Below are 12,806 nucleotides of genomic sequence, written 5' to 3'. Positions count from 1 at the left end.
TCAACTATTCATATATTTATATAATTGTAAGCATATTTATGGATGATTATTTTGCCTGAGTTGAACTAACTATTTTTCCATCTATAGAATAAAAGTTCACTTGAGGAACATGGAGCATTCCCTCGTAAGGTTCTATATGAATGAAATACTCATTCTCTTCAAGCTCTATTCGTCTAAACTGGATATTTGCCCGGTATGTAAAGTAGTCTGCTCCTATTTCGTCTCGGTCACCGTAAACGATAAACTGATTAGTATGGAGAAATTCCGTTCCGACAGATAAATGTGGAGAATCATTAATCCGGTATAGCTCATAAAGGGGAATGATGGTCATTTTTCTATAAAAGGCCAGTCCGATTTGTCTTTTTCCTTCCTTATTCATATAGGTATAGAGAAGGAGGTATTGCTCCCCGGCTTCTTTTTCTGAAACAACTTTCAGATCATGGTAAGTGTCCTTGAATTCTAACTGTTCAAGGTGCTGCCTTAATGCACCCTTTCTTGTGATAGAGTCACCTTTTTCAAAATAGAAAGTGATTGCAAAGGCAATTAGTGAAGACAGTGACAGTGATAGGAGGAATCTTCCCAAGGTATTCTTTTTTTCTTCCAACCAACATTCCCCCAATTCGGTATCAATATCCTAATTTTACCATGATTCCTACAGGAATTCCCAGTGTAAAACAAAGAAAACGACAGAAAATTTCATTCTGCCGTTTTCCTGCTTATGACTGCAAATCTACTGGCACTACTGCACTCTTAAGCTCATTATCTAACTCCGCTCTATATTGATGTTCCTGCTCTACATTCCATTTCAGAAGCTTTGCCATTATTTCTATCACAGGTTCCTTCCATTTCTCCACCCACGCACGATCGAAGAATAAAGCACCAGTCCGTCTAATAAAGAAATCCACCGGCGTCGCAGCCATCTCCTCCTGAATCGCATAAATCAGTTGAGCATATAAATAAGGAGGGACGGACCTTTCATCACTTGTTCCACTATAAGCATGAGCAAGCTTATAGAGCTGATCCACGTTTGAACCATACATGGCTGCAAGCTTTCTTCCCTCTTCCTCTGTTAATCCAAATTGATGTACCTCGGCTGCTTTTTGATCAATAAACGCTTGAAAGTTTTTCGATCCGCCTACATGTCCTCCAGAGATCGGCATATGCTTCGTGGAAGAGGCGGGGAACTTCATCTTGTTCTCTTCTTTTAATCGTTTTGATACAAGGTCAACCACTGTCTCCCCCATTTTACGGTAACCAGTGAGCTTCCCGCCGGCAATGGTTACGAGTCCACTTTCCGCTTCCCAAATTTCATCTTTACGGGAAATTTCAGAAGGATCCTTCCCTTTTTCAAAAATTAATGGGCGAACACCAGCCCAGCTCGATTCCACATCCTCTTTTCCTACAGATACATCAGGAAACATAAAATGAATGGCATCCAAGATATAATCCCGGTCCTCTGAAGTCATATGGGGAGATGTTTTATCCTGATCAAAAAATGTGTCTGTTGTTCCTACATAGGCCTTGCCATCTCTGGGAATCGCAAATACCATTCGCCCATCAGGTGTGTCGAAATAAACCGCTTGTTGAAGCGGGAATTTGCTTTGATCAATGACAAGATGAACTCCCTTCGTTAACCGAAGCTGTTTGTTATTCGTACTATAATCTTTTCCTCGAACATCATCGACCCATGGGCCAGCTGCGTTGACAAATTTCGAACCGCGGATTTCAATCGTATCTCCCGTCACCTGATCCTCAGCTTCAATTCCGACTACCTTCTTATTATCATAGAGGAATCGCTGGGATTTCATATAATTTATGACAGTGGCACCATGTGCAACTGCTTCTTTCATGACTTCTATCGTTAAACGGGCATCATCAGTCCGATATTCAACGTAGTAACCCCCACCTTTAAGGCCATCTTTTTTCACAAGAGGTTCCTTCTTCAATGTTTCTGAAACTGAAAGCATGGAGCGTCGTTCACTTCTCTTTACCCCAGCAAGATAGTCATACACCTTTAATCCAATCGATGTACTGAATTTACCGAATGTGCCCCCTTTATGAAGGGGTAGTAGCATCCATTCGGGAGTTGTTACGTGAGGTCCATTTTCATAAACGATTTCACGTTCTTTTCCTACTTCCGCAACCATTTTCACTTCGAATTGCTTTAAGTAACGTAAACCTCCATGAACGAGCTTTGTAGAACGACTGGAAGTCCCGGATGCGAAATCCTGCATCTCGACTAATGCCACCTTCATTCCACGTTTCGAAGCATCGAGGGCAATCCCTGCTCCGGTAATCCCGCCTCCAATCACGATTACATCAAAGTGGTTTGAGGCCAATGTTTCTTTCACTTCTCTTCTTGCAGTACTTGAAAATGTCATAAGTGGATCCTCCTCAGGTATCTATATATGTCTGCACTCTCACTCTTATTATTTAACCGTAAAAAAAGAGACCAAAACGAACATTATGGTGACTGGTCCATAATGCAGGTTTGGTCTCTCGTGGTCTCTAACCGAGTTTATTAACTTGTAATCAGTATATCATACGTTTCTTTTATTTAAAAGCCATAGCTGCTTTAACAGCTTTTTTCCATCCGTTATATAGTGCTCCTTGAGTGTCAACAGGCATTTGAGGTTCAAACTGCTTGTCTTTATTCCACTGCTTGGATATTTCATCCCGATTATCCCAGAACCCTACGGCTAATCCAGCTAAATAAGCGGCACCTAAAGCAGTTGTTTCATTTACAACCGGTCGCTCAACAGGAACAGATAAAATATCACTCTGGAATTGCATTAAAAAGTCATTTTTAACAGCACCGCCATCCACTCTCAGTTTCTTAAGGGAGATTCCAGAGTCGGCTTCCATCGCTGTCAGTACATCTTTCGTTTGATAAGCAAGGGATTCCAGGGTGGCTCTTACAAAATGCTCCTTAGATGTTCCTCTTGTTAAACCGAACACTGCTCCACGAACATCACTGTCCCAATAAGGAGTTCCTAATCCCACAAAGGCAGGAACAACATAAACGCCGTCTGTAGTGTCTACCTTTTCTGCATACGCCTGACTGTCCTTCGCGTCCTTAAGCATTCTAAGACCATCTCGAAGCCATTGAATCGCAGAACCAGCCACGAAAATACTTCCTTCTAAAGCATACTCCACTTTTCCATCGATTCCCCATGCTAAGGTTGTGAGTAAACCATTATTAGACTTTACAGCTTTTTCACCTGTATTCATTAGCATAAAGCAACCTGTTCCATACGTATTCTTTGCCATGCCCTCTTCGTAACAAGCTTGTCCAAACAATGCCGCCTGCTGATCCCCTGCTGCACCGGCAATTGGAATCTCCTTCCCGAAGAAATGGTAAGGTACCGTCTTGGCATAAATTTCAGATGAGGGACGGACCTCTGGAAGCATGCTCTCGGGAATGCCTAATATGTCAAGTAGCTCCTGATCCCATTTCAAATCGTAAATATTATACATAAGCGTGCGGGAAGCATTGGAATAATCAGTTACGTGGGCTTTTCCACCAGACATTTTCCAGATCAACCATGTGTCGATCGTCCCGAATAAGAGTTTGCCATTCTTCGCTTTTTCTCTCGCACCTTCTATATTGTCAAGAATCCATTTAACCTTGGTACCAGAGAAGTAAGCATCGATCAATAATCCGGTTTTGTCACGAAACGTATCGTTATGTCCTTGTGATTTAAGTTCTTCACATATCCCCGCTGTTTGACGTGACTGCCACACGATGGCGTTGTAAACCGGATCGCCGGTTTCTTTATCCCAAACCACAGTAGTTTCACGTTGATTGGTAATCCCAATCCCTTCAATCTGATCAGGTTTAATACTCGATTCAGATAAAGCGCTTGCAATAACTGCTAAAATGGATCCCCAAATTTCATTCGCACTATGTTCAACCCAACCCGGCTTTGGAAAATGCTGAGTAAATTCTTTTTGTGCAGTATGGGCGACTTCTCCTTTTTTATTGAATAGAATCGCTCTTGAACTTGTCGTTCCCTGATCTAATGATAAAATGTATTTCTCCATTTTGTTACCCCTCCAAAAATTAATTATCGGTTGATAGCTGATGCACTTTTTGAGCTAAGCTGATCTTTCTGTCACTGCCATAAGCAAGTCCAAGTACTGCCAGTGTAACAAGTAGAACTACCCAAAAGCTTGTAGTGACTTGTCCAATGAAAATGGCTTTATAAAATACGCCTCCAAATGAACCTCCCAGAACAGGTCCGACTACAGGAATCCAGGAATATCCCCAGTTGGATGGCCCTTTTCCTGGAATCGGCAGCAGAAAGTGAGCAATGCGCGGTCCTAAATCACGGGCAGGATTGATGGCATAACCTGTGGTGCCACCGAGAGAAATTCCGATGGCAATGATTAAGAAACCGACGATAAATGGATTAAGGCCATCTGTAAATGTATTCGCTCCTATAGATAATAATCCTACTACTAATACAAAAGTTCCAATGATTTCACTTAATAAATTTGAAAAATAGTGTGGGATGGCAGGTCCTGTAGCAAATACTCCCAATTTCACCCCGGGATCTTCCGTTGCATGCCAGTGGGGTAAAAAGTGTAAATAGGTGATCGTTGCCCCTAACATTGCCCCGATCATTTGAGCGGTGATGTACTGGGGAACCTCACTCCACGCGAAGTCTCCATTAAACGCCAGTCCCAGTGTAACAGCAGGGTTTAAATGGGCCCCACTAAACTGTCCAACGGCGTAAACACTCATGGCGACACCCAACCCCCAACCAAATGTGATGACAATCCAACCAGCGTTATAAGCAAATGATTTCTTGAGATTCACATTGGCACAAACCCCTGCACCGAAAATGATGAGCAACGCTGTTCCAACCACTTCTCCTAAAAATGCTGTCATGGTTTTTTCCTCATTTCTTAATTTTTATTAAAAATAAAAAGACTCACGGAATGCCTCCTGGAAATAGGCGGTTCACGTGAGTCTCTTCATCTCTTTCACAACGTATTAACTTGTGGATAATGTTACTCCACTATGAAAACGTTGTCAATACATTTTTCAGATTTTAATTTTGGTCAAAATGCTTCCATAGCACACGATCTGACGTAGTGATGGCCGTAGCACCAGCCTCAAGAGCGGATTCCACCTCTTCAACGGTATCGATAAGCCCTCCCGCAAAAATAGGTTTCCCTGTTTTTTCTCTTATTTCCGAAATGATTTTAGGTATGACTCCAGGAAGAACTTCAATGAAGTCAGGGTCTGTTTTATGTATAAGCTCAATGCTGCGATTCATAGCACTTGAATCGATCACAAACATCCTTTGAGTGGAAAAAATACCTTTTTGCCTTGCTTTTTTTATCACATTCCCTTTAGTAGAAATGATGCCATAAGGCTTTATTTCCTGACAGACATATTCTGTTGCGTACTCATCACTGGATAATCCGTGGATCAAGTCTATATGCAGGAACATTTTCCGATTTTCCTTTCGTGCGAAATCGAATACACTCTTCAGCATTCCAACATGGAGATCGAGGAACACACCGTACTGGAAAGAGGTTTCGAGCATTTTATCAAAATCCTTCATGGACCGGATGGCAGGTAATATCTTTTGACCTTCAAAACTCACCTTCTTTTCCCTCCCTTACTATTTAAAATGGGTCTTATTCACAAGGAGAAATTATATCACAAATACCTGTATGTTTTCATGAGTGGTTCGTAATGACAAGAGCTGGTTTAGATAAATAATTCATTACAGTAAATCTCTACTCCCAATTTCGTCCATTTGTATCAACCCAATAGCGAAGAATCACATTACCATCTTCTTCGATAAAATCTACATCCCTTACAGGGTCAGCACTTAAGATCGTCCGCTCTGAAGGTTTATTCCATGCATCACAGACAATCAACGCTTGATCGATCCCAATCGAGTGGGCTTCTTGAAGTGAAAGAGCCAGCAATTTAGTGGCATAGCCCTTTCTCCTTTCAGAAGGTCTGATCCCATAACCGATGTGTCCCCCATTTTGCGAAAGTTTTTCCGTTAAGGAATGGCGAATATTTACGACCCCTAGTATTCGATTGGATTCTGAAACGAGCCAATAAGTTGAGTCAGGTACCCATCCATCTGGCTGGTTTTCTCCTTTTTCAGCAAGCAGTAAGGAGTCGACCATCTTGGAAAAGGGAGTGGGATCTTTTTTGATGACCCACGGGATCATGTCTCCTCCATTTGATTTCCATTCATTATAAAAATCAAGGTACTCTTCTTCTAATTCAGTGGTTGGCTTAACCAATCTTACGTGTTCATTCATATGTATTCTCCCTTCGTTAGCAGGATACGGCCAGAGAAGACCTTATTAGATATTAAGGTGATCACGATTTTCTCGTCTGGAATATGCCCCCTTTTTTTTACATGTACCCCAAAATAATTAAGAAGAACAACTGACCGAGAATGAAACTATTAAATCAGATAGCCCAGTTCCCATTACGGAAAATAGCGATCTTTCTTCCATCACGGCACACTCCATCTATATTCATAACTTCTGAACCAATCATAAAATCTTCATGAACCACACTTTCATTGAGGCCTTTTTCTTCCCGTTCTTCATCGGATAAGATGTCTCCGTCCTTTATACAAGTCGGGTAAGAGGAACCGATCGCTAAATGATTGGATGCATTTTCATCGAATAAGGTGTTAAAGAATAGAACGCCAGAATCGGAGATAGGAGAATGATGCGGGACAAGCGCCACTTCTCCAAGATAGGCTGCTCCTTCGTCTGTCAGGATCAATTTTTTCAGGATCTCCTCCCCTTCTCTTGCTGTGACTTTCTTAATTTCCCCATCTTCAAAAGTAAGGGTGAAATCGTCAATCACGTTACCATTGTAAGCAAGTGGCCTGGTACTTGAAACTGTGCCATTGACTCCGGTTTTTACAGGGACAGTATAGACCTCTTCTGTCGGCATATTGGCAATGAAATGTGTTCCTTCTGGTGTTTTACTTGCTCCTGTGAGCCATAGGTGGTCTTCATGTAGTTCTATGGAAAGGTCCGTCCCTTCCGATTGGTAGTGCAGGCTTTTGAGCTTTAACTGATTGAGTTCGCTTGCTTTGTTGGTTAGGGTTTCGATATGCGTTTGCCAAGCAAGGACTGGATTTTCTTGATTGATACGAACGGATGTGAAGATACAGTCCCAAAGGCTTGGGATTCTTTCTTTTTCTGGTAAGTTAGGAAACACTTTGTCTGCCCATTTTTGTGAAGGTATGGCCACAATGGACCAGCTGATCTGATCCTTTTCAATCGCTTCATAGAAGCGGTCCAGGGCATCTCCACTTGCTTTTTCAAAATTAAGGATACGGTCTGGGTCTATTCCTTTCAACAGGTCCGGATCATTAGCTTCTATTTGAAGAAAGGCTCCTTTATTGTCCACAACCCATTCATGCGCAGCAGCCAGCCAGCTTGGAAATTCGTAGAAAGTGTCATCCGGGGCCAGTTCATAATGTGTTCTCATGGTTTCCTCGTCATACCATTGAACATGCACGTTTTTTGCACCAGCAAGATAGGCTTCTTTTACAACAATGCGTACGAATTTTTCAGTTCCGAGGGGTGCAGAGATCCAAAGTGGCTGATCGTGTTGAACATTTACTCCCACTTTAATGGCGAGCTCTGCGTATTGTTTTATCTTTTTGTCGAAATCTTTATGTATTGTCATTTGGTTATCTCCAATTCTAGTAGTCTATTAATGTAGAGGATCATCTTTTCTTGAGTTTCTTCCAGTGCTTCACTGTGTTGTTCAACCTCAGCCTTACCATAAAACAGTTCGCCAAATCGATCGGCTTCTTCATTCCTCGGAATAACATGCATATGATAATGAGTTAACTCGTTGTATATGCCTCCATTCTGGCAGACGGTAATGCCATATGGTTCATATAGAGCCTGAATGGCTTGTGCAACTAGTTGTGAACCTTTCATTACGGAGAGGCTTTCTTCTTCATTTAATTCCGTTACTTCCACTTTGTGTCGTTTGGGGAGAATCAGTGTATGTCCTGGCTGATGCGGGACATGGTCCAAAAAGCAGGACACGTGATCATTTTCGTATATAATAAATACTTTCTCTTTTTCATTTGCAAGGCGGCAGCCGATACAATCTTCCATTCATATACCTCCAATTTAAAGGGATTCCACCTTTAATGTCGAATTCAGTTTGAATAGCTAAAATAAATGCTTCCCTCATCATATCATGTAACAGAAAGAAGGTCAGAAAATAATGGGAATTCAATTACTCAATGAAAAACATGCCGAAGCTTATTGGAAGCTTCGGTTGGAAATGCTGCAGCAAAGTCCTTCTAGCTTCGGAAGCAGCTATGAAGAAGCAATTGCCCGTATTAATCCAATTCAAATGACAGCCGAGAGACTTGTACAGAAGGGCAGCTACACGTTTGGTTACTTTGATGACGGGAAACTAGTAGGAGCGGTGACCCTTGTACGTGAAGGTGCTTTAAAAATGAAACATAAAGCTTCCATTTTCGCCATGTATGTCTCCCCTGCACATCGAGGGAAAGGAATCGCAAGAGGGCTGCTTCAAGCTGCCATCTCTCAAGCAAAAGAGGAGGATGGCATTGAACAAGTCATAATCACTGTTGTTACAACCAATGAAACAGCGAAAGGCCTTTATCACTCTTGTGGATTCAAGCCATACGGGACAGAAAAGCGGGCATTGAAATATAACGATGAATATTTCGATGAAGAATTGATGGTTTTGTTCTTATAATACTCTTTTCATATTGCAAAACGGTGAGTCCCAAGAAGTGGATTCACCGTTTTTATTATAGTACATGATAGTCAAAGCTTATAAGTAAAAATGCAATGACAAACACTGAAAGCACCAATGCCCGGGCAGGATTTTTGAAGTGAAGGTGCAGCATGGGGAACATAATAAAATAAAACAGTATGGTCCACCACAGGTTCCAACCTTCGAAGTATTCAATAGAATCTGTCTTTGCCGCTGCCCATTCAATTAATGTAGCAACACCTATATATTTCAAATAATAGAGGATTTTCATCCTGATTTCTTCTGGATAGTGGCTTAAAAATAGAACCACAAGGCAAGGATAAGCGATCATCGTGTAAAGAGAATCTGTCACAAACATATTGATGAAAAAACCATCTAGTTCCCAAACCGCCTTCATGGTGTAACTGATATACTGATAAAACATATTGAAAAAACTAAAGTAATAGATGGTGGGCAGAAATTCTCTCCATCTATTCCAGGATCCCCACTTCAAAGAACTGAGAATTATCACTACAATGACTACAACATGAAACATGGGATCCCCCCATAGATCGACTCATAATATAGACATTAGTATTACCAAATATTTGGTAATTCATTCCTCGGTTTATTGAGGTGGACCATTTTCAGGAAAATAGGTTTGTCACTTTGTTACTAAACTCACGTAAATAATAAAGGTATTGGTCCCCTCCATAGTTGTATCGCTTGTTGTACATTTTTGCCACCACCACATTATAAGCAGGAATAACAAGAATCGCTGGACCGGTGACACCTAATATTTGATAAGATCCTGAAGGCACCCTCTCCCCCAATTCACTTTTATTTCGTGGAATGTCTTGTACGTACCAAAACAGACCGTTCGCAGGAATAGTGGAATCAGAATACGAAACATTTTGAATGGTGGTGGCAGTCTCAATCACTTTAGAGGGGACGATTTGTCTTCCATTCATCATGCCTTTTTGAACATGTAGCTGTCCCCAGAGAGCAAATTCCCTGGGAGATACAAATAAATTCTTCTCCGTGCCATCTGAAACTGTCCCGAGTCCAGGAAGTGCAGGTTTATCAATGCGGTCGATGATAGGTACAAGATTTTCATTTGGTTCCGTTCTCCATCCCGTTTCAGTAAACCCCAATGGAGTAAAAACCCTCTCGTTTAATAGCTGCGGGAACCCTTTTCCATACAGTCGGTGAATTAATCTTGTCATAATGTCCACACCCACGTTACGGTATGCCCAGCTGCTACCGGGCTTGAATTCTCGAAATATGTATCCATTTTCGTCGGAATCGAGTCCGTGGGAATGAGTTACAAGATGACGGATCGTTGTGTCCATGAACAAATCCTTATCAAACTCAGGAAAATACTGAGTGATGGGATCATCTATACTCGAAATATATTTATCATGTAAAGCGTAGGCAACCGTAAGGCCTAAATAACTTTTACGGGCAGAAGCTACATTAAATTGAGACTTTTCTGTGATTTGATAAGCATTTTTTTCATGGGAGTGCCTGCCACTATAATGCTCCAATACGACCTGATCATCCTTTATTATATAAAGGGATGCAGCAGAACTCCCATTTTTATGTTTAATGCCTTCAACCCAGGTGATCAATTCCTTTAGTGGTTCTTGCCCGGGCTGTTTCAAGCCTTATTCCATTCGTCTGCAAGCATCCCATATACAATATGATCTACAAAATGATCGTAAATCCATTCTCTTTGCCTCAGCTTCCCTTCTTCCTTGAAACCAAGACGCACGGGTATTGCTCGACTGCGATGGTTGAACTCTGCAGCGGTTATTTCGACTTTATTCATTTTATAGTATTCAAACGCGTATTTCGTTAGTCCCCTTGCAACTGTCGTCATAATCCCTTTTCCTTGGTAGCCCTCACCAAGCCAATAGCCGATGTATGCCACTTTGTTTGACCAATCAAGTACGTTGAATCCTGCTACTCCTACTATTTCATTTTGATAAATGATGCCAGTAGTTAAGCTCTTGTTATTCGCGTAGCCTAAACGTGTACCTTTAATAAATTCCGTTGAATCCTCAACCGTTTTTGAGTAATCCACCCATGGGAGCCACTCACGCAGATAGGATCTGGATTGATCAGTCAGTTCATGGATTCGTTCAGCATCCTGTATATCGAGAAGTCTTAATTCTAATTCGTCGTTTAGTTTATAGGTAAACATGATGATTTCTCCTTTATCTTTTGAAAGTTAACTTATCTTAATCACCTTTAGTCTTCTAGAAACTGTAGGGAATTTCCTTTAATATATTGGAATTTGTTGGTCGTTATTGAAAGGTATTGATATAATACAGAAGATTGGGGGGCGCTGGAATGGAAAAAATAAAACAAAATAAACTTATATATATCATGTTCTCCTTCACTTCTATGATTAATTTTCTAGTGTTTTGGTTAGATCCGAAAGCCTACATGTATTTGGTCATCAGCCTTATCTTTTTTATGAATGCCTGTGTTTTCTTTATCAATAGCAGGGGGCAGGATGGCGCCTACTGGAGACGTTGGGAAACCATTCGGAAAAAGGGGAAATGGTTCTTTTCAGTTGTATATGGGTCGTTGATTACTGGATTGGTATTTTCAGTGATTCTGTATGTAGTAATCAGAGACTACCTTCCCCTTTTACTCGTATGCTGTGTAGCAGGTGGATGGCTATGGGGATACATCATGTGGATGATGAATGAAAAGCGATATAAAGTTTTTAAGAAGTAGGCAGAAAAAACGTCCTGGAGTGGGACGTTTTTTTATTGATTATTTGAATGTTTGAATGACTTTTCCTTTTCCATCAGAGACTTCTACCTCTCCATGTGCTCCATTGATAAAAGTAACTTGAGGAGGCTGATGCCCACAGTCAATATCGTACACGATTGGAATCTGCAGCTCGTCTGATAGTTCTTGATAGACATCTTCAATCTTATAATCGCCAACAGGCGTGTTGCTAGCACTTCTTCCAAACAGAATTCCAGAAGAATGGCCGAACCAGCCAGCTAATTTCATCTGTACAAGTGAACGGCGCAAATCAGCAGTGTTTAATTCACAGTTTTCAAAATACCAAAGGATGGGTTCATTCTTTATATGCCTCTCTCTAAAATCTGCTATATTTCCGTAAGGCGTTCCGATCAAGTGCCTGATGACATCTATGCAGCCTCCGAGTATACGGCCATTGACCTTTACATCTTGATTTCCTGCTGTTTTCCAAATAGTTGACTCTTTTAAGTGAAAGACTGTTGGAGAAGGCTGGTCGTGATTCCATTCTTTTTGATAGTGTTGGGATGAATACTGAGTAACAGACGATCCTTCTTTCGTTGAGAGAGCGGTTTCCCATTGTGCAGTCGTTGGATCGGAGTACTCCCCTCTTAAATCAACAAGATTGGTTCCATGCGCAGTGGCGATTCCGGTCTTTAATGTTAGTGCCAGTAAAAGCACACTCGTGTCGGAATAACCCAACAGCCATTTCGGTTTAATATTTTCATAGTCAATGAGGTCAAGGATTTCTATAAGTAGTTGACCGCCCCATGGTGGGATAATTAGGGAGATTTTTTCGTCTTGTAGCATTTGGTTCAATTCCATGGCTCTTTTTTGAGCTGAGGAAGATTTAGCTTTACTCTGCGTCCACACGGTCTCTCCGCACTGTACATAGTAGCCTTTGCTCTCCATTTTTTTGATCGACTGCTTGAGAATGTCATGTAGTTCCAATGGTACTCCTGATGAAGGTGCGGTCACGCCTATGGTTGTGTCTTTTTTTAGTATTGGATATGTAATCATAATCTCTCTCCAAACTTTTTAGATGATTTTACCAGATTGGTAGACTTGCTACAAGGGGTTATTTACCAATTGTGGAGTATATTCTTAAAATGATGCAATTAATCCTGGTAGCAATATTTACGCGCCCCCCTTAAATGGAGGTCCGTCCCTCATCTCGTGGTAATATTTTTTCATGAAACAATTATTTACAATAATATGAACGATTTGAAAAGGTTGTGGTGATTTGGGGTGTTTGTGAGGCTTGTATGGTAAA

The 12,806-nt window shown here is 41.2% G+C and carries 14 protein-coding genes; 2 read left to right on the top strand and 12 right to left on the bottom strand.

Annotated features, from left to right (window positions below; genetic code table 11):
• Positions 1–46: 46 nt before the first annotated feature.
• The 8 genes from ACYH0O_RS12270 to ACYH0O_RS12235 form a co-directional block, all read right to left on the bottom strand.
• On the bottom strand, positions 47–604 hold the full coding sequence (locus ACYH0O_RS12270; RefSeq protein WP_482632446.1) for a hypothetical protein: 558 nt from the start codon (positions 602–604) through the stop codon (positions 47–49).
• Between the two features lie 112 nt (positions 605–716).
• Complete coding sequence (locus ACYH0O_RS12265) at positions 717–2,381, bottom strand: glycerol-3-phosphate dehydrogenase/oxidase (protein ID WP_482632445.1); 1,665 nt, start codon at positions 2,379–2,381, stop codon at positions 717–719.
• A 172-nt stretch (positions 2,382–2,553) separates the two neighbouring features.
• On the bottom strand, positions 2,554–4,044 hold the full coding sequence (gene glpK / locus ACYH0O_RS12260) for a glycerol kinase GlpK (RefSeq protein ID WP_482632444.1): 1,491 nt from the start codon (positions 4,042–4,044) through the stop codon (positions 2,554–2,556).
• 19 nt (positions 4,045–4,063) lie between these two features.
• On the bottom strand, positions 4,064–4,894 hold the full coding sequence (locus ACYH0O_RS12255; RefSeq protein ID WP_482632443.1) for an MIP/aquaporin family protein: 831 nt from the start codon (positions 4,892–4,894) through the stop codon (positions 4,064–4,066).
• A gap of 163 nt (positions 4,895–5,057) precedes the next feature.
• Positions 5,058–5,618 carry a glycerol-3-phosphate responsive antiterminator gene (locus ACYH0O_RS12250; RefSeq protein WP_482632442.1) on the bottom strand — a complete coding sequence of 187 codons (561 nt, stop codon included), beginning with the start codon at positions 5,616–5,618 and terminating at the stop codon, positions 5,058–5,060.
• 136 nt (positions 5,619–5,754) lie between these two features.
• A complete protein-coding gene (locus tag ACYH0O_RS12245) occupies positions 5,755–6,297 on the bottom strand; it encodes a GNAT family N-acetyltransferase (RefSeq protein WP_482632441.1) in 543 nt (180 codons plus the stop codon).
• 154 nt (positions 6,298–6,451) lie between these two features.
• Positions 6,452–7,693, bottom strand: a complete 1,242-nt coding sequence (locus ACYH0O_RS12240; RefSeq protein WP_482632440.1) for an aminopeptidase — start codon at positions 7,691–7,693, stop codon at positions 6,452–6,454.
• Positions 7,690–8,136 carry an HIT family protein gene (locus ACYH0O_RS12235; protein WP_482632439.1) on the bottom strand — a complete coding sequence of 149 codons (447 nt, stop codon included), beginning with the start codon at positions 8,134–8,136 and terminating at the stop codon, positions 7,690–7,692. Before ACYH0O_RS12235 ends, ACYH0O_RS12240 begins: the two co-directional genes overlap by 4 nt.
• A gap of 112 nt (positions 8,137–8,248) precedes the next feature.
• Between ACYH0O_RS12235 and ACYH0O_RS12230 the strand changes: the two genes are divergently transcribed.
• On the top strand, positions 8,249–8,752 hold the full coding sequence (locus tag ACYH0O_RS12230) for a GNAT family N-acetyltransferase (RefSeq protein WP_482632438.1): 504 nt from the start codon (positions 8,249–8,251) through the stop codon (positions 8,750–8,752).
• A gap of 55 nt (positions 8,753–8,807) precedes the next feature.
• Here ACYH0O_RS12230 and ACYH0O_RS12225 read toward each other — a convergent pair whose 3' ends face one another.
• From ACYH0O_RS12225 to ACYH0O_RS12215, 3 genes are all read right to left on the bottom strand, one after another.
• On the bottom strand, positions 8,808–9,308 hold the full coding sequence (locus ACYH0O_RS12225; protein WP_149155829.1) for a CBO0543 family protein: 501 nt from the start codon (positions 9,306–9,308) through the stop codon (positions 8,808–8,810).
• A gap of 91 nt (positions 9,309–9,399) precedes the next feature.
• Positions 9,400–10,416 (bottom strand): serine hydrolase domain-containing protein, encoded by a 1,017-nt coding sequence (locus ACYH0O_RS12220; protein ID WP_482632437.1) that lies wholly within the window; start codon positions 10,414–10,416, stop codon positions 9,400–9,402.
• Entirely contained in the window at positions 10,413–10,958 is a 546-nt protein-coding gene (locus ACYH0O_RS12215; RefSeq protein WP_482632436.1) for a GNAT family N-acetyltransferase, read from the bottom strand. The genes ACYH0O_RS12220 and ACYH0O_RS12215 overlap by 4 nt, the downstream gene beginning before the upstream one ends.
• A gap of 149 nt (positions 10,959–11,107) precedes the next feature.
• On the opposite strand from ACYH0O_RS12215, the gene ACYH0O_RS12210 reads away from it, so the two are divergent.
• Entirely contained in the window at positions 11,108–11,500 is a 393-nt protein-coding gene (locus ACYH0O_RS12210; protein ID WP_482632435.1) for a hypothetical protein, read from the top strand.
• A gap of 39 nt (positions 11,501–11,539) precedes the next feature.
• Here the strand turns inward: ACYH0O_RS12210 and ACYH0O_RS12205 are convergent, their stop codons facing one another.
• Positions 11,540–12,553 (bottom strand): S66 family peptidase, encoded by a 1,014-nt coding sequence (locus tag ACYH0O_RS12205; RefSeq protein ID WP_482632434.1) that lies wholly within the window; start codon positions 12,551–12,553, stop codon positions 11,540–11,542.
• Between the last annotated feature and the right edge of the window lie 253 nt (positions 12,554–12,806).

The organism is Rossellomorea sp. H136 (genome assembly GCF_056838065.1).
This window is presented reverse-complemented; position numbering and strand designations above follow the sequence as displayed.